The sequence below is a fragment of the Mesorhizobium sp. ESP6-5 genome (assembly GCF_020164695.1).
In the GTDB taxonomy this organism is placed as follows: domain Bacteria; phylum Pseudomonadota; class Alphaproteobacteria; order Rhizobiales; family Rhizobiaceae; genus Mesorhizobium; species Mesorhizobium australicum.
Window position 1 is genome coordinate 14,494 of the sequence record NZ_JAIUGR010000002.1, and the last position, 18,887, is coordinate 33,380.

Here is an 18,887-nt window from a genome sequence, read left to right on the forward strand (position 1 = left end):
CGTCCGGCCGGACGCACGCAAGGCCGACAGCCGCCTAGTTCGTAGCGGCCGTCTTCTTCCTGTGGGTCTTCTTCCTCGGCTTGTCGGTCGTCGCCTTCGGCGCGGTTTCGTCGTAACCGGCATAGGCTTGATAGTCCTGCGCCGTCGGCGCCGGTACGACGACATTGGAATCGGTGAAGACAAACTGGGTTGCGACCGAGGGATCGGTCACCTGAACCTGATACTGGTGTATCTGCGAATAAAGCACGTCGGTGCCGTGCATGACCGCGGTGCGGATCGGCATGGTGATGGTGCCTGGCGTGAACTTCGGCCCTGGCACGATCTTGCCGGCAACCGCGATCTTCATCGTCAGTTGTCCGTCGGCACGGCTGCAATCGCGGGTCACGTCGCTGATCGACGCCTGATAAATGATCCTCGCCGAATCGTCGGGCGGCGTAGCAGCAGCGGCGTCAGCGGCGGCCTGGGCAGCGGCATCCGCAGCGGCATCGCCGGTCTTCTTGAGCTTCGGCTTGGGCTTCTGCACCTCGTTGACATAGGTATTGAAGAAGGCCGTGCCGTCGCGCACCGTCACCCTTGGGCAATAGGCGTTCAGCTGGCTGGCCAGCACCTTGGGGTCCTGCGGCGGGGGTAGCGCCGTCGGATCCTTCTTGCCGAAACCGAGGTTCAGGATGCCATTGTCGCCTGATTGGCAGCCCGCGGCGGCAAGCATAAAGCCGGTGAGCGCAAGACCCGCCAAAAAGCGACCACTTGATATACGAAACGCCATGAAACTGCACTTCCCTCTCGCAAAGCTGGTGACGTATATCAACCGCGCGGCAAAAATGCGACTAGAGCCGGTGCAGAAATTAACCACCTTGTGGTGAACGAAAAACAGGCGGCAAACGGATCTGTGACATGCATTATGTGAGCACCCGCGGCGAAGCGCCCGCGCTTGGATTTTCCGACGTCATCCTGGCGGGCCTGGCGCGCGATGGCGGCCTCTACGTGCCGCGCGAATGGCCGCATTTCTCGCCATCCGAGATCCGAGCCATGCGCGGCCTCGCCTATCCCGACCTGGCCATACGCGTGCTGACGCCGTTCCTCGGCGGCGAGATTGCCGCGCCGGTCTTCGAGCGCCTGGTCCGCGAAGCCTATGCCACCTTCCGCCATGAGGCCGTCTGCCCGCTGGTGCAGACCGGCGCCAACACTTTTGTCCTCGAACTTTTTCATGGGCCGACACTGGCGTTCAAGGACGTGGCGATGCAGTTGCTTGCCCGGCTGATGGATCATGTGCTTGCCGAACGCGACCAGCACGCCACCATCGTCGGCGCCACGTCTGGCGATACCGGTGGCGCGGCCATAGACGCCTTTGCCGGGCGCAGCCGCACCGACATCTTCATCCTTTTTCCGCATGGCCGCGTCTCGCCGGTGCAGCAGCGGCAGATGACGACGTCGAAGGCTGAAAATGTCCATGCGCTGGCGATCGAGGGCAATTTCGACGACTGTCAGGGCCTGCTGAAGGACATGTTCAACGATCACGGCTTCCGCGACCAGGTGTCGCTGTCGGGGGTCAATTCGATCAACTGGGCACGCATCATGGCCCAGATCGTCTATTATTTCTCCTCGGCATTGTCGCTCGGCGCGCCGGACAGGCCGGTCTCCTTCACCGTGCCGACCGGGAATTTCGGCGATATCTTCGCCGGCTACGCCGCCAAGAAGATGGGCCTGCCGATCGACCGGCTGGTCATCGCCACCAACGACAACGACATATTGGCACGCACCTTCGCGACCGGCGAATACCGGACCAAAGGGGTGTTTGCGACCACCTCGCCGTCGATGGACATCCAGGTTTCGTCGAACTTCGAACGCCTGCTTTTCGAGGCGTCAAACCGCGACGCCGCAACGGTGCGGCGCTACATGGCCGGCCTCAAACAATCGGGCGCCTTCACCATCGAAGCCGCGGAAATCGCCGGTATGCGAACCGAATTCGACGCCGGCCGCGCAGATATGGACGAGGTTGCCGCCACCATCCGCTCGACGCTGGCAAACAGCAACTACCTGCTCGATCCACATACGGCGGCCGCCATGCATGTGGCGGCGGCCAGGGCAGCGGGCGCCGTGCCGATGGTGGTGCTCGGCACCGCCCATCCGGCGAAATTCCCGGCCGCCGTCGAAGCCGCCAGCGGTGTCTCGCCCGCCCTGCCCGCATGGCTAGGGGGATTGATGACATTCGAGGAAAAATACACGGTACTTCCATCCGACCTCAAAATGGTGGAAGATTACGTCAGTCGCCGCGCGCGGGCGGCGCGTTAGGGAGTACGAGCCATATGGGTGTTGAGGTAAGCCGTCTGTCGAACGGCCTGACAGTCGCCACCGAAACCCTTCCAAGTATCGAATCGGTTGCCTTGGGTGCCTGGGTCAAGTCGGGTGCCCGCAATGAACGCGAAGACGAGCACGGCATGGCCCATCTGCTCGAGCACATGGCGTTCAAGGGGACGAAGCGGCGAAGCGCCTTCGAGATCGCCTCGGAAATCGAGGACGTCGGCGGCGAGATCAATGCGGCCACCAGCGTCGAGACCACGTCCTACTACGCCAGGGTGCTCTCCGACGATGTACCGCTGGCCGTCGACATCCTGTCCGACATTCTGCAGGAGTCCGAATTCGACCCGCAGGAACTTGAGCGCGAGCAGCACGTCATCCTGCAGGAGATCGGCGCCGCGCACGACACGCCCGACGACATCGTCTTCGACCGTTTCACCGAGACGGCCTTTCGCCACCAGACCATCGGCCGCTCGATCCTGGGTACGCCCGAAACGGTAAAATCCTTCACCTCCAAGCAGTTGCACGATTTCATAGAACGCCAGTATGGCGCCGAGCGGATGGTGATCGTGGCCGCAGGCGACATCAAGCACGACAAGTTCGTGCGCGAGGTCGAAAACCGGCTCGGCGGTTTCCGCAGCAAGGCCGACAGCACCATCCCGCAATACGCGCAATATGTCGGCGGCGACTTCCGCGAGGACCGCGACCTGATGGACGCGCAGATCGTGCTGGGCTTCGAGGGCCGCGCCTACCATGTGCGGGATTTCTACGCCTCGCAGGTGCTGTCGATGATCCTCGGCGGCGGCATGTCATCGCGCCTGTTCCAGGAGGTCCGCGAAAAACGCGGCCTCTGTTACTCGGTCTACGCCTTCCACTGGGGCTTTTCCGATACGGGCATATTCGGCGTTCACGCCGCGACGGGCCAAAGCGACATCGCCAAGCTGGTGCCTGTCATCATCGACGAGTTGCAGAAGGCCGGCGAGAGCATCCTGCAGGAAGAGCTCGACCGTGCGCGCGCCCAATATCGGGCCGGCCTGATCATGTCGGCCGAAAGCCCGGCCAGCCGCGCCTCGCAGATCGCGCGGCAACTACTCCTTTTCGGCAGGCCGATCGCGAAGGAAGAGCTGATGGAGCGCCTGGCGGCGCTGACGATCGAGCGCCTGACCGACCTTTCGTCGCGGATGTTCTCGACCAAGCCGACGCTTACCGCTGTCGGGCCCGTGGGTACGCTGGCACCATACGAGGCGATCCTCGATTCGCTTCCGGGCACGCAGACCACGGCCCGCAGGCTCGCCGTCTAAGTCCAAAGCGCCGTGTTCGCGCTCCCTTTCTTTCGCCGTGACCTGCCGGCACTGAAGGGCAACCTCGTCACGCTGCGCGTGCCGTTCACCAACGACTACCGCGAGTGGTCGGCGGTGCGCGGCGAAAGCCGGGCGTTCCTGGAGCCATGGGAGCCGCGCTGGACCCCGGACGAACTCGACCGCACGGCATGGCGCCTGCGCATCAGCCGCTATCGCGAGGACTACGCACAGGGAACCGCGATCGCCTTCTTCATCTTCGAGAAGTCGAGCGGCAAGCTCGCGGGCGGCATTACGCTCGGCAACATACGCCACGGCGTCTCGCAAAGCGGCCATGTCGGCTACTGGATCGGCGAGCGCTTCGGCGGCCGCGGGCTGATGACAGACGCGGTCAAGGTGGTGGCCCGCTTCGCCTTCGATACGCTGAGGTTGCACCGGATCGAAGCCGCCTGTATTCCCGACAATATCAGGTCGATCCGCGTGCTTGAAAAAGCCGGATTCCGGCGCGAAGGACTTCTGCGATCCTATCTCAGGATCAACGGCATCTGGCAGGATCACTACCTCTACGCCCGGATCGCCGACGATCCGCCGGGCGCTGGAACGAAGGACTGATTTTTGACCAATTCCCTGCGAAACGGGCCGCTGTTCGCCTTTCTGCTGGCGACGATGCTGACGCTGTGCGCGGCTTCGTCGGCCTTTGCCGTAGAACCCATCAAGATCGCCCGCGACGATGTCGCGCTCGATCTTTCGCGCGCCGTCGAAATCTACCGCAACCAGGGTGAGAACTTCCAGGTGTCGACCGCGCCCGGGCCGGATGGCATCGTGCGGCGGATCGAGGTCGAAGCCAACGATGCCCGCTCGACCGGCGACTGGGCTGTCTTCGCGCTCGCCAACACCACCGACCAGCAACTCGATCGGCTGATCGTGGCACCGCACTTCCGGCTGGTCAATTCCGGCATCTTCTGGCCGGATCTGGGTTCTACGCGCATCGCCGCCATCACGCCCAGCGAAGGCTTCGCGCTCGACCGCCAGACCAGCCCCGACGCCGACGTGTTCCGGGTGACGCTGAACCCCGGCACGGTGATCACCTTCATCGCCGAACTCGCCTCGCCGAAGCTGCCGCAGGTCTACCTCTGGGATCCGGAATCCTACAAGGATTCGGTCAATTCCTACACGCTGTTTCGCGGCATCGTCATCGGTATCGCCGGCCTTCTGGCGCTGTTCCTGACCATCCTGTTCGTGGTCAAGGGGACGTCGATGTTCCCGGCGACGGCGGCCCTCGCCTGGGCGGTGCTTGCCTATATCTGTGTCGATTTCGGCTTCCTCAACAAGGTCATCGAGATCTCGCCCGGCAACGAGCAGATGTGGCGGGCCGGCACCGAGGTGGCGCTGGCAGCGACCTTCGTGGTGTTCCTGTTTGCCTATCTCAACCTCAACCGATGGCACGGCCATTTCAGCTACGGCGCGCTGGTCTGGATTCTGGGGCTGCTCTTGATCGCCGGCGTCGCAATCGTCGATCCGGCGGTCGCCGCCGGCATCGCCCGCATCTCGTTTGCCGCGACCGCACTGACCGGGCTCGGCTTGATCATCTTCCTCGGTATTCGTGGTTATGACCGAGCGATCATGCTGGTGCCCAGCTGGGTCATGGTGCTGTTGTGGTTATGCGGATCGTGGATGGCGATCACCGGCATGCTCGACAACGACATCGCCCAGCCGGCACTTGGCGGCGGCTTGATCCTGATCATCCTGCTGATCGGCTTCACCGTCATGCAGCACGCCTTTGCTGGCGGTGCGCTGCATCAGGGGCTGTTCTCCGACCTCGAGCGGCAGGCGCTGGCGGTCGCGGGATCTGGCGATACGGTGTGGGATTGGGACGTGCTGCGCGACCGCGTGGTGACCAAGCCCGACGTCAGCATCCAGCTCGGCCTTGCGCCCAACAGCCTGGGTGGTGCCGCCCGCAACTGGCTGCCGGTGTTGCATGCCGACGACCGCGACACATTCCGCACCACGCTCGACGTGGTGCTGGAACATCGCCGCGGCCGGGTGTCGCAGAATTTCCGCCTGCGTGGCGCCGATGGGCACTATCACTGGTTTGCCCTGCGCGCGCGACCCGTCATCGGATCGGACGGCGAGGTGATCCGCTGCGTCGGTACCATGGTCGACGTCACCGAACAGAAGAAATCCGAGGAACGGCTGCTGCACGACGCCGTGCACGACAATCTGACCGGCCTGCCAAACCGCGAATTGTTCATGAACCGGCTGGAGGCGATCATTTCGATCGCCCGCACCGAAGAGAAGGTGCGGCCGACCGTCTTCGTCATCGATATCGACCGCTTCAAGCAGGTCAATGACGGGCTCGGCATCTCGGCCGGCGACACCATCCTGCTCACCATAGCGCGCCGCCTGCACCGGCTGCTCAAGCCGAAGGATTCGCTGTCGCGCTTCGCCGGCGACCAGTTCGCCCTGATGCTTTTGTCCGAGCAGGACCCTGCCCGCATCGCCGGCGTGGCCGATGCGATCAAGCATGCGATCAACAATCCGATCACCTTTGCCAAGCGCGAAATCGTGCTGACCGCCTCGATCGGCCTGATCACCTGGACCTCGGCGCAAACCTCGGCCGAGGACATGGTCAAGGACGCCGAGCTCGCCATGCATCAGGCCAAGCGTTTCGGCGGCGACAGGATCGAGCCGTTCCGCCCGGCGTTCCGCACCGTCGGCACCGATCGCCTGCAGTTCGAATCCGATCTGCGGCGCGCCATCGAGCGGCGCGAATTCACGCTGGCCTACCAGCCGATCGTGCGGCTCGAGGATGGCAGCGTCGCCGGCTTCGAGGCCCTGCTGCGCTGGGACCATCCGCGCCGCGGCATGATCCCGCCGGCCGATTTCATCCCGGTCGCGGAAAGCTGCGGGCTGATCGTGCAGCTTGGGCTGTTTGCCATGCAGCAGGCGGCCGAGGATCTGGCAGGATGGCAAAAGCAGATCGGCGACGCGCCGCTTTCGGTGTCGGTCAACCTGTCCAGCCGCCAGCTCATCCGCCGCGACCTGGTCAGCGACGTGCGTTCCGTGATCGCGCGCGCCAATTTGAAGCCGCGCTGCTTCCGGCTCGAACTGACCGAGTCGCTGGTCATGGACAATCCCGAGCAGACGGCCCATGTGCTGACCAAGCTCAAGCAGCTCGGCATCGGCCTGTCGCTGGACGATTTCGGCACCGGCTATTCATCGCTCGCCTATCTGACGCGGTTCCCGTTCGACACCATCAAGATCGACAAGAGCTTCGTCGACGACAGCACGCCAAAACGCGCGGTGTTGCTCAAATCCATGGTCAACATGGCGCATGAGCTCGGCCTTTCGGTGGTCGCCGAGGGCATATCGGACGAGCGCGATGCGTTGGAGCTGCGCCAGATGGGATGCGAATATGTCCAGAGCTTCATGTTCGGCGCGCCGATGCCAGGCGACCAGGTGCTGAAGACGCTGAAGGAGCAGTATCCGCTCACGCAGGCCTAATGCATGTCACCCGGAAGTGTCCTCGGTTCCGGAACAACGACATGCATCACTATTGTTGCGAGAGTCGCAGCGCATTGACCAATGCTGACAGCGCCGCTGGCTGAAGCTGACGACTGGGATAATACAGGAAAAAGCCTGCGATTGGCGGCGTCCATTCCTCCAGGACGCGGACAAGCCGTCGCTCCGCGATATACTCCGCGACTTGCTCTTCATAGGCGAGACCGAGACCAACGCCGGCGAGCGCCGCCTCAATCACCAGGTGAGTATCGTCGATTATGAGCGAGCCGCTGGCGTTGATCGTGACCGACTTTCTCGCACGCTCGAACTCCCACCGAGATGGACCACCTGGAAGACGCAGGGCTATGCATTGATGATCCTTGAGATCCCTCGGCTTTTGGGGGATTCTTCGTGATGAGAAATAACCAGGCGATCCCACCACAGCCAGCCGCAACTCCGGCGTGACGCGTACCGCGATCAGGTCTTTCTGAATATATTCGCCGAGCTGGATACCGGCATCGAACTCGCCGGCAACGAGGTCTACAGGGCCTGTCGTGGTGACAACGTCAAGAACGATATCGGGGTAGGCCTGCGCGAATGCCGCGAGCCGTGGCAGCAGCACCATTACGGCGGCCGAGCGTGACATCACAATTCGAAGGCGCCCCGCAGGGCGCCGCCTGAGGCTTCGCGCTCCGTCAAGGGCAGCAGCGATTTGCTCAAGCGCCGGAGACAGGTCTTTCAAGAGAGCGGCCCCTGCGGCTGTTGGCGCGACGCTCTTCGTCGTTCGAGCCAAAAGCCGTAGCTCGAGCCGCTGCTCGAGCCCACGGATAGTGTGGCTCAGCGCAGATTGAGACACGCCTAGTTTTGCCGCGGCTCGTGTAAAGCTTCGTTCCCGGGCGACCATCGCGAACGCGGCGAGTTCGTTCAGTTCGTTTCTCATCATTCATGAATATCACTCATGAGGCCTTGCTGTGCAACGGGCCTATCCTCATAGGTGACTCTGTCCTAGCTTTGATCGGCAACGGCAGATTGAGGTACTCTATGATCGTAACGTTCCGCAGCGATAACGTCCTCGGCTGTACCGCCGGCGCCTGGCGGGTCTGGTCGCTCTCGGACGGCTATATTGAGATGCCGGCGGACCTTCTGCGCGATCCGCGCGACAAACCGGTGCCGCAAGTCGCGCAGGCAGGGGCGCTCCGCCTGTCCGTCAATTGCTTTGCCCTCGCAGGTCCAGGCGTTGACGGCATTCTGATCGACAGTGGAGGAGGAGGCTGGGCCTCAACAACAGGACGCCTCGAGCAGACACTAGCCGAAGCCAGCATCGATCCTGCCTTGATCACGGTCTTGGCGCTCACCCATGCCCACCAGGATCATGTGTACGGGCTTTTGACGCCGGACGACCGGGTGCTCTTTCCGAATTTGAAGGCGATCGTAATCGCCGAGGAGGCTGTGGAGAGCTTTCTCGCCGAAACAAACCTTGCGCGGTTCAGATCCTTGTTGAAGCCCGTGCGGAATGGCGACCAGGTGGCCGAGCGATTGAGAGCAGTTGCCCTGCCGGGTCATGCTCCCGGTCACATCGGCTACGCTTTCGACACGAACGAGGCCCGCTTCCTGTTCTTCGGGGACATCGTTCATGTGCCGGCCTTGCAGTTTGGCAATCCCGCGTTGAGTTGGGGCTATGACGACGACCAAGCGATCGCACGCGCAACGCGCCGGAAGGTTTTCCGCGACGCGGCCGAGGCTGGAACATGGATCGCCGGAGCGCACCTTGGCTGGCCGGGCGTCGGCCGCGTGATGCGTGAGGACGGAGCGTACGGCTATGAGCCGGCATAGCGGATAACAAGCCGGACACGCGGTTTCACCTGTTTAGGCAATTCCAAGCCTGAACAGCTCTCGCGCACCGCCATGGGATGAGATTGCGCTAACGGCGCAGCGTTCCGGCTGCGCCTTACCTGGCGAACGGGCCCTGGCCGGCAAAGACGAGGCTCAAGCGTGCCCGGCGGCCAGGCTGAGATGGGCGAGATCGATGCCGATGGAGGCGAGAATCCGGTCGTATTTGCGTTCGATGTCGGCATCGAACAGCAATTCCGGCGTCGCCGGGCAGGTCAACCAGCCGTTCTCAGCGATCTCGGTTTCCAACTGGCCGGCGCCCCAGCCGGAATAACCGAGCGCCATGAGCGCGCGGCGCGGCCCGCGCCCTGACGATATCGCCCGCAGTATGTCGACGGTCGCGGTCAGGCAGATGTCGTCGGAAACGGTGAGCGAGGAATCCACACGGTAGTCGCCCGAATGCAGGACGAAGCCCCGGCTGCGGTCGACAGGCCCGCCATTGCGCACGACGAAATCGCGCGCCTGTGCCGGCAGGCGGATCGCCTCCTGCTCGTTCATGATGCCAAGCTGTACCAGAAGGTCCGGGAACAGCATCTGCTGCGTCTGGTTGATGATCAGGCCCATCGCGCCTTCATCGCTATGGGCGCAGATGTAGATGACCGAGCGCGTGAAACGGTCGTCCTTCATACCAGGCATGGCAATCAGGAACTGATCGTCGAGATAGCCGCGGCCGGCGGCTGTCTTTTTGTGGCGCAACAAATCCATGCCAGGGAAGGTAACGCGTTTCCCCGGCGCCGAAAAGATGCGCCGTAGCGGATTCGACCAAAGCTCATATTGCGAGTCCGGCCTTGGCTTGCCCGCAAAGGTCACGCAAATATGATATCAGCACGGCCATGAAATCATTGCGCGGCCACGAAGGGACGATCAAATCACCGCCATGCAAAGCTTGAAAATCCCGTTGCTCGGCGCCGCCATTGGATTGGCGGCCGCCCTCCCCGCCAGCGCCTCCTCATCCGCCTGGTACAACAGCGAAGGCGGCAAGGTGCGGCTGGTGACATCAGGCAAGCCGGACGACGCCGGCCGCATATACGGTGTTCTCGATATCGCGCTCAAACCCGGCTGGAAGACTTATTGGCGCGACCCGGGCGATGCAGGTGTGCCGCCGCAGCTCGACGTTTCGGCCAGCACCAATATAGCCGATGCGACACTGTCTTTTCCCGCGCCGCAGCGCCACGATGATGGCTATGGCAAATGGGCCGGTTACAATTATCCGGTTTCCTTGCCCGTGACGTTCACGCTGGCGGCGCCGAACCAGCCGGCGGTCATCGATGCCGACGTCTTTCTCGGCATTTGCGAATCTATCTGCATCCCCGTGCAGACACGGCTGAGCGTCGACCCCGCTTCCGATCCCGATAATGCCGACGACACGGCGCTGGTGAAGGCGAGTTTCACCGCACTGCCGGCTGCGGCAAAGCCTGACTTCGGCATCAAGGTGCTGCCCGGCGATCACGAGACGCTGGTTGTCGAGGCAAGTTTTCCTGGCGATCCGCAGGCAGCGGATTTCTTCGTTGCCGGCGAACGCGACTATATGTTCGGCACACCTTCCCGCTCGGAAAAGGACGGCAAGCTGATCTTCACCGTGCCGATCCTCGATCGCCCTTCGACGACGCCGACCGACGGCGGGCTTCACTACACGTTGACGAGTTCGGCGGGCGCGGTCGAAGGGTTGCTGCCTTTCCCTTGATGCCGCGATGGTTGCAGGAAGCCGCCGAGTTCGTTACGCAAGCACGCGTCTTTCCCTATCCCAAGCGAGGAACTCATGACCATCTCCGTTGGCGACAAGCTGCCCGAGGCGACCTTCAAGACCATGACCGCGGACGGCGCCAAGCCGATCACGTCGGCCGAGATTTTTGCGGGCAAGAAAGTGGTGCTGTTCGGCGTTCCCGGCGCCTTCACGCCGACCTGCAGCAACAACCACCTGCCCGGCTATCTCGAGAACCATGACGCGATCCTGGCGCGCGGCGTCGACACCATCGCCGTCGTTTCGGTCAATGACGTCCACGTCATGGGCGCCTGGGCGCGCTTCACCGGCGGCGAAGGCAAGATCCTGTTCCTCGCCGACGGCAATGGCGATTTCGCCAAGGCGGTTGGTCTTGACGCAGACTACTCCGGTGGCGGCATGGGCCTGCGTTCGAAGCGGTTTTCGATGATCATCGACGACGGCAAGGTTACCGCGCTCAATGTCGAGACCAAACCCGGCGTCGACGAGTCCGGCGCGGCTCATATTCTGGGCCAGCTCTGAACTTCGACGGTCGCTCAGGCGGGGCCGCAATGGCCGGCCTCGCCTGACAAGCAGCCGCGCTCCAGAGTTGGCGGTTTTCGGGGGGATCCTACGATGTTTGACATCTTCTGGCGCGCTGTCGCGATCGGCGTCGGCGCGACCGTCCTGATGGATCTCTGGGCCTTCTTCCTGCACAAGGCGTTCGGCCAGCCACGCCCGAACTGGGGGCCGGTCGGGCGCTGGGTCTGGCACCTCCGCGACAGGGTGTTTCACGACGATATCGGCGATGCGGCGCCCTACGCATATGAGCAAGCGCTGGGCTGGGCCTTCCATTACTTTGTCGGCATCGCCTACGGCATCATCCTGGTGATGCTGGCGGGCGCGGGCTGGCTGGCCGCGCCGACCTTCCTGCCGGCCTTCATCCTCGGCATCGTTACCGTCGGCGCCGGCTGGTTCCTGCTGGCGCCAGGCATGGGCGCCGGCTGGGCGGCCTCGAAGCGGCCGAATCCGATGCGGGTCCGCGCCCTCAATCTGGTCTCGCACACGGTGTTCGCGCTCGGGCTCTACGGTACGGCGCTGCTGATCCGGTAGACAGCTAGAACAGACTGTTCAGATCCCGCCGCCCGTCGACCACACGGACGATTTCAACCCACTCCACCGGGCCATCGTCCGTGTTTGGAATCGTTTCGTAGAGCAGTACAAAAGGCGCCTCCACCAGCATTCGTGCGGAAGGCCTGATATCCGGTCGCCTGACACCCATGCGCGGCTGGTCTGCGAGCTGCATGGCCCGCGCGTCTAACTGATCGTAGTAACGATCGGCCGCCCGTATGTTTTCGCTGCCTATCGTCACGTAGATGTCGATGAGGTCAGCCTTGGCCGCGGGTGACCAGACTAGCCTAACGGCCATTCCGCGAGGCTTCCGTCAGCTCTCGCCGAGCTTCCTTTCGCAACACGTCGAAATCCACAGGCTCCGGTCTCCCGCTTGCCTTGCCTTCATCCCACAACCGTCTCAGCCGACGAACATCGTCATGCCGCAGTTCGCGCTTGGCCAGCCAATCCCGCATCGCTTCACGCACGATCTCGCTTGCAGTGGCATACTCGCCCGCCTCCACGGCCTCGCGCATCAGGGCTGCCTGTTGTGGGGTCACAGCCACGCTCATTTTTTCAACGTTCGCCACGCTGCGTCCTCTCTTGCATTGCTCGATAGTGGGAAATATTACTCCCATCCACATCCTCGAGCAACTGCGATGTCGCGAGAAGAGCCTGTCCTTGCGCTACGAGTACGGCTGCGGTACGCCGATCAGGACAGCCTGTCGATCGGTCGCCATCCATGAATAATTTGGCGCGTGTGGGTATCGAAGGCGAAATAGTTGCCGCCGCCCGCCAGCTGATCGGCTTCGCGGCTGATTTGCCTGCCGCTGAGCGACAGTAGCAGGAGCGTACCGACACCGCCATGTCCGACAAGGGCGATGTTGCTGCCGCCGGCACCGAGGACGGCCTCGACCTCGCTCACGATGCGCTGCTGTGCGTCGATGGCCCGCTCCCAGCCACGAATGCTTTCGTGCGGATTGGCGAAGAACCGGTCGGCGACCGCCTCGAACTCCGGAGGCGGCAGGAAACCCGTCGCCGACCGGTCGTTCTCATGCATCCGTTCCCTCACCTGCACCGCAAGGTCGAGGTGCCGCCCGAGCACCTCGGCGGTTTCAACGGCCTTGCGTTCGCCCGACGACACCACACGCCCGATCGATGCGATCCACGGCTGGTTCAGCATTGCATGCGCCCTGGCACGACCGATGTCGGATAGACCCCAATCCGGCACGGGCACGCTGGCGTCGATCTGAACCTGAGGATGGGTGATGTAATAGGCGATCGGCATAACAGAAATTCTCCTGTCGGCCGGGCGCAGCGAATGCCAGAAGCTCAATAGCTCTGGGTCGAACGACGCGCCTTCGGGGCCAGCGGCTGCTTTGCCTGGACATCCGGCTTTGGCGCCGACACTACCGGCCTGAAAGGCCCTTTCTTGAACGGCGCCATGCCTTCCCTTGCCAGTTCGTCGGCGCGCTCGTTCTCGATGTGGCCGGCATGGCCCTTCACCCAGTTCCAGGTGACCTTGTGGCGCCGGTTGGCCTCGTCCAGCGCCTGCCAGAGTTCGCCGTTCTTGACCGGCTTCTTGTCGGCGGTCTTCCAGCCATTCTTCTTCCAGCCATGGATCCATTTGGAAATTCCGTCCATGACGTATTTGCTGTCGGTATGAAGCTCGACCGTGCAAGGCTCCTTCAACGCATTCAGCGCCGAAATGGCCGCCAGCAATTCCATGCGGTTGTTGGTGGTTTCGGCCTCGCCGCCGAAGAGTTCCTTGGTGGTGCCGTTGAAGCGCAGGATGGCGCCCCAGCCGCCGGGGCCGGGATTGCCCGAACAGGCGCCATCGGTAAAGATTTCAACCTGCTTGCTCATGACACCCCGTTTTCGGCCAATCCATATTCCGAAGGAAATCTGATCGCCCGGTGGAACCGCATCCTTCGGATATATTCGGACGGGTCGCGTTTCATCACCAGTCCGCCATCGGGGACGGTCAGCCAGTCGTAAAGCCGGGTCAGCATGAAGCGTAGCGCCGAACCGCGCGCCAGCATCGGTAGCGCCGCTTTCTCGTCATCGCTCAGGGGGCGCACGCTTTGATAACCGGCAAGCAGTGCCTTGCCCTTGGTAAGGTTGAAGGAAAAATCCTTCTCGAAACACCAGGCGTTGAGACAGGTGGCGACATCATAGGCATAGAGATCGTCACAGGCGAAATAGAAATCGATCAGCCCCGAAAGCTTCTCGCCCAGGAAAAAGACATTGTCCGGGAACAGATCGGCATGAATGATTCCCTCGGGGAGGCCCTTGGGCCAGTTCCGCTCGAAATCGGCAAAGTCGGCATCGACCTCGGCCGCAAGGCCCGGCTCGACCTCGTCGGCGCGGCCGCGAGACGCATCCCAAAGCTTGCGCCAGCCGTCGAGGGCGAGCGCGTTCGGACGCGTCATCGGAAAGTCGGCGCCGGCCAGGTGCAGCGCCGCCAGCGCCTTGCCGACCTCGGCGCAATGCGTTGCGGCCGGTCGCCGCAGCGAAAGTCCTTCGAGGAAGGTGATGATCACGGCCGGCCGGCCGGCCAGCGTGCCGATGACGCTGCCGTCATGCGTGGTCACCGGCAGCGGGCAGGACACCCCCTTGCTGGCGAGATGGCCCATCAGCCCGAGGAAAAACGGCAAATCCGCCTTCTCGACCCGCTTTTCATAGAGCGTCAGGATGTAGGAGCCGCTCGAGGTGTGCAGCAGGAAGTTCGAATTCTCGGTGCCTTCGGCGATGCCCTTGTAGGATAGGAGATCGCCGACCGGGTAGTGCTTCAGGAAAGCGCCGAGTTCGCCCTCCGCAACGTCGGTATAGACCGCCATGGCCGTTCACGCGGTCCCATTGACGAACGCCATGTCGGCCGGCGTCAGTTCGACATCGCGCAGTACCCGCATGACCGGAAAATCCTCTGTTTCGGTGGCCGTGACCGCCAGGTCGATGGTGACGTCGAAACGCTGGCGGAACGCGTCGATGATCTCGTCGACGATGATCTCCGGCGCCGATGCTCCCGCCGACAGGCCGAGCGTCGAAATGGTGCCGATATCATTCCACGGAATTTCAGCGGCGCGCTGCACGAGAAGCGACATCGAGGCACCTGCCCGTTCCGCAACTTCGACAAGGCGGCGCGAATTCGAGGAATTGGGGGCGCCGACGATCAGATAGAGGTCAGCACCCGGGGCGGTGTCCTTGACCGCTTCCTGGCGGTTGGTGGTGGCGTAGCAGATCGATTCCGCCGCCGGCGCCTGCAGGTCCGGAAAGCGCTCCTGCAACGCGCGAATGATGCCGGCGGTATCCTCGACCGAGAGCGTGGTCTGGGTGACGAAACCAAGTGCTTTTGGATCGGCCGGTACAAGCCGGGCTGCGTCGGCTTCGGTCTCGATCAGCGTTACCGCGCCTTCCGGCAACTGCCCCATTGTGCCGATCACCTCGGGGTGCCCAGCATGACCGATCAACAGCACATGGCGGCCAAGCCGCTGGTGACGCATCGCCTGCTTGTGGACCTTGGAGACCAGCGGACAGGTTGCGTCGAGATAGAACAGGTTGCGCGCCTGCGCATCCGCCGGCACGGACTTGGGCACACCGTGCGCGGAGAAGACGACCGGCGACTGCCGATGTTCGGCCGGGATTTCGGAAAGTTCCTCTATGAAGACGGCCCCAAGGCTCTGCAGCCCCTCGACGACATAGCGGTTGTGGACGATTTCGTGGCGGACATAGACCGGGGCGCCATATTTTTTCAGCGCCAGCACGACGATCTGGATGGCACGGTCGACGCCCGCGCAAAAACCGCGCGGCTGGCAGAGCCGGATCGTCAGAGGAGGCTTGGCGATTGTGTGAAGCATCAAATCCTGCCGGTTGGTCAGCGCCGAAATGAGGTGCCTACCCCTGCCCTGTCAAGGGTATCGGTGGAAAGAGAGGCGTCGCTTGCGTTCATTCCTCTTTCGCGGGCCGGCGAAGCCGGAGGACAAGCACCGCGGCGAGTGCCGCGGCAAGCCCGTACCAGGTGACGGCATATTGCAGATGGCTGTTCGGCAGGTCGATGATGGTGACGCCCCCGACCGGAAGGCCGCCGGGATTTGGCGTCTTGTCGGCATCGATGAAGATCGGCACCAAGGTGAACCCAGCCGGCAGGCCGGCGCTCGCGGCCATGACGTCGCGGTCCTTCCAGTAGAAGATGTTCTTCCCCACATCATTGTCGGGAAGCATCATGGAGGGCTTTGCCGGCAGCGGGTTGCGGGCAAGCCCGGTGACCGTGACCCTGCCCGTTACCTGTCCCTTGGCGCGCTTCGCCGCATCCTTGAGGTCGTAGGGAACAAAGCCGCGGTTGATCAGGACGAAACGGCCATCGTCGAGGGCCAGCGGCGTATAGACATTGAAGCCGGCATCCCCTTCCCAGGTCGCGTAGAAATGCCGCTCGCCGGAATGCAGGAAAGTGCCGGTGACCGTGACCGGCGTGTAGTCGACGTCGCCGGTCGAGGCGAATTCCTTCTCGACCTCGGAAAGCGGTCGTGGCGCCGAATGGGTGCGCTGGTCGATGGTCTGCAGCAGGCCTTCCTTCCAGTGCAGGCGCTGGACCTGCCAGGTGCCCAGCGCCAGCAGAATCAAGAACAGCACAAGGCCAAGGACGAACAACAGTGCCGATCGTGGTCGCGAATGGCCGCGGTCCTTCAGAGACGCTTCGCTCATTCGCCGCGATCTAGCCGACCCTCGGCTGCTTTGTTGCTGTATTGCAGGGTGAGCAGCACGCCCTTGATCAGCCGAAGCGCCGTGAGACACAGCACCAGGGCGAGTGGGATCCATATCAGCAGATGCAGCCAGAGCGGCGGGCTCAGCGTCACTTCCACCCAGAGCGCCAGACCGACGATGATGAAGCCGATGATCAGGATGACGAACACGGCCGGTCCATCGCCGGCATCGGCGTAGGAATAGTCGAGGCCGCAATTGACGCAGCGCTTGCCGACGGTGAGAAAGCCGGAAAACAGCCGCCCCTCGCCGCAACGCGGGCAGCGGCCGTGCAGGCCGGCCGAAATCGGATCGATCGGGGGCCAGATCGCCTTGTCTTCACTCATGCGTAGTGCCGTAATTCATGGCTATTGCTCGATCTCGATCGGCGTCCCATCGGCCACGATCGCCCAGATTTGTCCATATCGGACTCCGTAACCCCAATGCAGTCATCGGTCCAGTCGACCAATTGAAGCAGCCAGCCCCACTAGCTGAAGCCGCTTCGCCTCCTCGACGCGCAAGACCTTCTCGGGCAAGAGCCGGAATGCCAAGACGTTAAAATGCGCAAATTGAAGTCAGCCGCATCTTTCATCGATTGGCGATCCTTGCGCCGAAAAGAAGAAAGGCGGCCACGTCGCCGCGGCCGCCTTCCCGAAATTGAAACTCAAAAGGCTGGATCAGTGGCCTTCGATCACCGCGCCGACCGATCCCCAGACGTAGATCGAGGCGAACAGGAACAGCCAGACCACGTCAACGAAGTGCCAATACCAGGCGGCCGCCTCGAAGCCGAAATGCTGCTTGGGGGTGAAGTCGCCCTTCATCGCCCGGATCAGGCAGACCAGCAGGAAGATGGTGCCGATGATGACATGGAAGCCATGGAAGCCGGTCGCCATGAAGAAGGTGGCGCCGTAGATGGAATCCTTGAAACCGAACGGCGCGTGCATGTACTCGTAAGCCTGCACCATGGTGAACAGCATGCCGAGCCCGACGGTCAGCACCAAGCCGTTGATCAGGCCCTTGCGGTCGCCATGGATGAGCGAGTGGTGCGCCCAGGTGACCGTGGTGCCCGACAGCAGCAGGATGATGGTGTTGTAGAGCGGCAAATGGAAGGGATCGAGAACCTCCATGCCCTTCGGCGGCCAGACACCACCGGTAAACGTGTGGCGGGCATAGTTCTGCACCTCACCGGCAAAAAGGCTGGCATCGAAATAGGCCCAGAACCAGGCAACGAAGAACATCACCTCCGAGGCGATGAACATGATCATGCCGTAGCGCAGGTGCAGCGACACGACGCGCGTATGGTGGCCTTCATGCGCTTCCTTGATCGTGTCCGACCACCAGGCGAACATGGTGTACAGCACGATCACAATGCCGATGAAGAACAGCCACGGATTGGCGATGTTGACGCCGAAGATCGGGAAGGAGCCGCCTTTCAGGTATTCCATGAGGCAGACACCGCCAAAAGCGGTGACAAGCGCCCCTACCGATCCCAGAAAAGGCCACGGGCTCGGGTCGACGAGATGGTAGTCATGGTGTGGTTTTGCGTGCGCGTCTGCCATATCAACCCCCGAGATTTCCTTCGGTATCTGAAACTGTCTTGCTATTGCCCTGGGCCGGCCCGGACGACGCCACCGGCTTGGTCTTCTCGACCGGGAACATCGTATAGGACAGGGTGATCGTCTTCACGTCCTTCAGTTCCGGCACATTCACGATGTCGGGGTCCACATAGAACAGGACCGGCATGTCCAGCGTCTCGCCCGGCTTCAGCGTCGTATCGGTGAAGCAGAAGCATTCGACCTTGTTGAAGTACGGACCCGCCAGTTCCGGCTGCACGTTGAAGGTTGCGCGGCCGGTGACGGGGCGATCGAACTTGTTGGTCGCCTGATAATGCGCCTGGACGGTCTGCCCGATCTTCATGGTCATCGAGCGCTGGACCGGCTGGAACTCCCATGGCACGCCGGCGATGTTGGCGTCGAAACGAACGGTGATCTCGCGATCGAGCACGCGGCCGGCATATTGCTTCTCGGCACGTTGCGTCGTGCCGCCATAGCCGGTCGCCTGGCAAAACATCTTGTAGAGCGGCACGGCTGCATAGGCCATGCCGATCATGCCGGTGAAGAAAGCAAGGCAGACAACCGCGACAACGCGGTTGCCGGTCTTGCCTACCGTCTTCTTGGACGTCTCGGCGCTCATCACATCGAGCCCGACAAATTGTGGCCGAACTTCACGATTGTCGCGATGTAGAAGATCACGACCAGCACCGCCAGCGCCACGCCGATGGCGATGGAACGGCTGCGCTGGGCCTTCTTCTGGCGATCGGTCAAGGTGACCGTTTCGAGTTCTTTCTCGGCCAT

At 62.6% G+C, this 18,887-nt stretch carries 22 protein-coding genes; 8 read left to right on the forward strand and 14 right to left on the reverse strand.

Annotation, left to right across the window (positions count from 1 at the left end; all coding sequences use genetic code 11):
* Positions 1-34: 34 nt before the first annotated feature.
* Complete coding sequence (locus LB524_RS02475; protein ID WP_224523494.1) at positions 35-766, reverse strand: hypothetical protein; 732 nt, start codon at positions 764-766, stop codon at positions 35-37.
* A 128-nt stretch (positions 767-894) separates the two neighbouring features.
* Here LB524_RS02475 and thrC point away from each other — a divergent pair, with 128 nt between their 5' ends.
* The 4 genes from thrC to LB524_RS02495 are packed head-to-tail and all read left to right on the forward strand — an operon-like array spanning position 895 to position 7,100.
* A complete protein-coding gene (thrC, locus tag LB524_RS02480) occupies positions 895-2,292 on the forward strand; it encodes a threonine synthase (protein ID WP_224523499.1) in 1,398 nt (465 codons plus the stop codon).
* A gap of 14 nt (positions 2,293-2,306) precedes the next feature.
* The gene (locus tag LB524_RS02485) at positions 2,307-3,599 is read left to right on the forward strand and encodes a M16 family metallopeptidase (protein ID WP_140617280.1); all 1,293 of its coding nucleotides are present in this window, start codon (positions 2,307-2,309) and stop codon (positions 3,597-3,599) included.
* 12 nt (positions 3,600-3,611) lie between these two features.
* Positions 3,612-4,208 (forward strand): GNAT family N-acetyltransferase, encoded by a 597-nt coding sequence (locus LB524_RS02490; RefSeq protein ID WP_140661409.1) that lies wholly within the window; start codon positions 3,612-3,614, stop codon positions 4,206-4,208.
* Positions 4,209-4,211: 3 nt separating this feature from the next.
* Complete coding sequence (locus LB524_RS02495) at positions 4,212-7,100, forward strand: EAL domain-containing protein (RefSeq protein WP_140617282.1); 2,889 nt, start codon at positions 4,212-4,214, stop codon at positions 7,098-7,100.
* A 49-nt stretch (positions 7,101-7,149) separates the two neighbouring features.
* On the opposite strand, the gene LB524_RS02500 is transcribed toward LB524_RS02495, so the two are convergent.
* A complete protein-coding gene (locus tag LB524_RS02500) occupies positions 7,150-8,040 on the reverse strand; it encodes a LysR family transcriptional regulator (RefSeq protein ID WP_224523501.1) in 891 nt (296 codons plus the stop codon).
* Between the two features lie 98 nt (positions 8,041-8,138).
* Here LB524_RS02500 and LB524_RS02505 point away from each other — a divergent pair, with 98 nt between their 5' ends.
* Positions 8,139-8,930: an MBL fold metallo-hydrolase gene (locus LB524_RS02505; protein WP_224523503.1), complete on the forward strand. Its 792-nt coding sequence runs from the start codon at positions 8,139-8,141 to the stop codon at positions 8,928-8,930.
* A 153-nt stretch (positions 8,931-9,083) separates the two neighbouring features.
* On the opposite strand, the gene LB524_RS02510 is transcribed toward LB524_RS02505, so the two are convergent.
* Positions 9,084-9,692, reverse strand: coding sequence for a YqgE/AlgH family protein (locus LB524_RS02510; RefSeq protein ID WP_224523505.1), 609 nt, complete (start codon positions 9,690-9,692; stop codon positions 9,084-9,086).
* Between the two features lie 172 nt (positions 9,693-9,864).
* On the opposite strand from LB524_RS02510, the gene LB524_RS02515 reads away from it, so the two are divergent.
* The 3 genes from LB524_RS02515 (at position 9,865) to LB524_RS02525 (ending at position 11,799) form a co-directional block, all read left to right on the forward strand.
* A complete protein-coding gene (locus tag LB524_RS02515; RefSeq protein ID WP_224523507.1) occupies positions 9,865-10,671 on the forward strand; it encodes a protein-disulfide reductase DsbD domain-containing protein in 807 nt (268 codons plus the stop codon).
* A gap of 75 nt (positions 10,672-10,746) precedes the next feature.
* Complete coding sequence (locus LB524_RS02520) at positions 10,747-11,229, forward strand: peroxiredoxin (RefSeq protein WP_224523509.1); 483 nt, start codon at positions 10,747-10,749, stop codon at positions 11,227-11,229.
* Between the two features lie 93 nt (positions 11,230-11,322).
* Positions 11,323-11,799: a DUF2938 domain-containing protein gene (locus LB524_RS02525; protein ID WP_224523511.1), complete on the forward strand. Its 477-nt coding sequence runs from the start codon at positions 11,323-11,325 to the stop codon at positions 11,797-11,799.
* A gap of 4 nt (positions 11,800-11,803) precedes the next feature.
* On the opposite strand, the gene LB524_RS02530 is transcribed toward LB524_RS02525, so the two are convergent.
* The 11 genes from LB524_RS02530 to LB524_RS02580 all read right to left on the reverse strand — a co-directional run bounded on the left by LB524_RS02530 (position 11,804) and on the right by LB524_RS02580 (position 18,887).
* Positions 11,804-12,115: a type II toxin-antitoxin system RelE/ParE family toxin gene (locus LB524_RS02530; protein ID WP_224523513.1), complete on the reverse strand. Its 312-nt coding sequence runs from the start codon at positions 12,113-12,115 to the stop codon at positions 11,804-11,806.
* Positions 12,105-12,386, reverse strand: coding sequence for a type II toxin-antitoxin system ParD family antitoxin (locus LB524_RS02535; protein WP_041163894.1), 282 nt, complete (start codon positions 12,384-12,386; stop codon positions 12,105-12,107). Before LB524_RS02535 ends, LB524_RS02530 begins: the two co-directional genes overlap by 11 nt.
* A gap of 122 nt (positions 12,387-12,508) precedes the next feature.
* Entirely contained in the window at positions 12,509-13,084 is a 576-nt protein-coding gene (locus tag LB524_RS02540) for a histidine phosphatase family protein (protein ID WP_015318786.1), read from the reverse strand.
* A gap of 44 nt (positions 13,085-13,128) precedes the next feature.
* A complete protein-coding gene (rnhA, locus tag LB524_RS02545; protein WP_015318787.1) occupies positions 13,129-13,662 on the reverse strand; it encodes a ribonuclease HI in 534 nt (177 codons plus the stop codon).
* Positions 13,659-14,636 carry a homoserine kinase gene (locus LB524_RS02550; protein WP_224523515.1) on the reverse strand — a complete coding sequence of 326 codons (978 nt, stop codon included), beginning with the start codon at positions 14,634-14,636 and terminating at the stop codon, positions 13,659-13,661. The genes rnhA and LB524_RS02550 overlap by 4 nt, the downstream gene beginning before the upstream one ends.
* A 6-nt stretch (positions 14,637-14,642) precedes the next feature.
* Positions 14,643-15,653: a 4-hydroxy-3-methylbut-2-enyl diphosphate reductase gene (ispH, locus tag LB524_RS02555; RefSeq protein ID WP_015318789.1), complete on the reverse strand. Its 1,011-nt coding sequence runs from the start codon at positions 15,651-15,653 to the stop codon at positions 14,643-14,645.
* Between the two features lie 88 nt (positions 15,654-15,741).
* A complete protein-coding gene (locus LB524_RS02560) occupies positions 15,742-16,497 on the reverse strand; it encodes an SURF1 family protein (RefSeq protein ID WP_181172945.1) in 756 nt (251 codons plus the stop codon).
* Positions 16,494-16,880 carry a DUF983 domain-containing protein gene (locus LB524_RS02565; RefSeq protein ID WP_015318791.1) on the reverse strand — a complete coding sequence of 129 codons (387 nt, stop codon included), beginning with the start codon at positions 16,878-16,880 and terminating at the stop codon, positions 16,494-16,496. The genes LB524_RS02560 and LB524_RS02565 overlap by 4 nt, the downstream gene beginning before the upstream one ends.
* Before the next feature lie 330 nt (positions 16,881-17,210).
* Positions 17,211-18,092: a cytochrome c oxidase subunit 3 gene (locus tag LB524_RS02570; protein WP_015318792.1), complete on the reverse strand. Its 882-nt coding sequence runs from the start codon at positions 18,090-18,092 to the stop codon at positions 17,211-17,213.
* Between the two features lies 1 nt (position 18,093).
* A complete protein-coding gene (locus LB524_RS02575) occupies positions 18,094-18,726 on the reverse strand; it encodes a cytochrome c oxidase assembly protein (protein ID WP_015318793.1) in 633 nt (210 codons plus the stop codon).
* A complete protein-coding gene (locus LB524_RS02580; RefSeq protein ID WP_015318794.1) occupies positions 18,726-18,887 on the reverse strand; it encodes a hypothetical protein in 162 nt (53 codons plus the stop codon). The genes LB524_RS02575 and LB524_RS02580 overlap by 1 nt, the downstream gene beginning before the upstream one ends.

Coding starts and splice junctions, on each gene's coding strand:
- LB524_RS02505 (WP_224523503.1), top strand. CDS start 8,139: ATGATCGTAACGTTCCGCAGCGATAACGTCCTCGGCTGTACCGCCGGC.
- LB524_RS02570 (WP_015318792.1), bottom strand. CDS start 18,092: ATGGCAGACGCGCACGCAAAACCACACCATGACTACCATCTCGTCGAC.
- thrC (WP_224523499.1), top strand. CDS start 895: ATGCATTATGTGAGCACCCGCGGCGAAGCGCCCGCGCTTGGATTTTCC.
- LB524_RS02580 (WP_015318794.1), bottom strand. CDS start 18,887: ATGGCCGAGAAAGAACTCGAAACGGTCACCTTGACCGATCGCCAGAAG.
- LB524_RS02520 (WP_224523509.1), top strand. CDS start 10,747: ATGACCATCTCCGTTGGCGACAAGCTGCCCGAGGCGACCTTCAAGACC.
- LB524_RS02550 (WP_224523515.1), bottom strand. CDS start 14,636: ATGGCGGTCTATACCGACGTTGCGGAGGGCGAACTCGGCGCTTTCCTG.
- LB524_RS02525 (WP_224523511.1), top strand. CDS start 11,323: ATGTTTGACATCTTCTGGCGCGCTGTCGCGATCGGCGTCGGCGCGACC.
- LB524_RS02510 (WP_224523505.1), bottom strand. CDS start 9,692: ATGGATTTGTTGCGCCACAAAAAGACAGCCGCCGGCCGCGGCTATCTC.
- LB524_RS02515 (WP_224523507.1), top strand. CDS start 9,865: ATGCAAAGCTTGAAAATCCCGTTGCTCGGCGCCGCCATTGGATTGGCG.
- LB524_RS02485 (WP_140617280.1), top strand. CDS start 2,307: ATGGGTGTTGAGGTAAGCCGTCTGTCGAACGGCCTGACAGTCGCCACC.
- LB524_RS02500 (WP_224523501.1), bottom strand. CDS start 8,040: ATGATGAGAAACGAACTGAACGAACTCGCCGCGTTCGCGATGGTCGCC.
- LB524_RS02540 (WP_015318786.1), bottom strand. CDS start 13,084: ATGCCGATCGCCTATTACATCACCCATCCTCAGGTTCAGATCGACGCC.
- LB524_RS02530 (WP_224523513.1), bottom strand. CDS start 12,115: ATGGCCGTTAGGCTAGTCTGGTCACCCGCGGCCAAGGCTGACCTCATC.
- LB524_RS02560 (WP_181172945.1), bottom strand. CDS start 16,497: ATGAGCGAAGCGTCTCTGAAGGACCGCGGCCATTCGCGACCACGATCG.
- ispH (WP_015318789.1), bottom strand. CDS start 15,653: ATGCTTCACACAATCGCCAAGCCTCCTCTGACGATCCGGCTCTGCCAG.
- LB524_RS02565 (WP_015318791.1), bottom strand. CDS start 16,880: ATGAGTGAAGACAAGGCGATCTGGCCCCCGATCGATCCGATTTCGGCC.
- LB524_RS02475 (WP_224523494.1), bottom strand. CDS start 766: ATGGCGTTTCGTATATCAAGTGGTCGCTTTTTGGCGGGTCTTGCGCTC.
- LB524_RS02575 (WP_015318793.1), bottom strand. CDS start 18,726: ATGAGCGCCGAGACGTCCAAGAAGACGGTAGGCAAGACCGGCAACCGC.
- rnhA (WP_015318787.1), bottom strand. CDS start 13,662: ATGAGCAAGCAGGTTGAAATCTTTACCGATGGCGCCTGTTCGGGCAAT.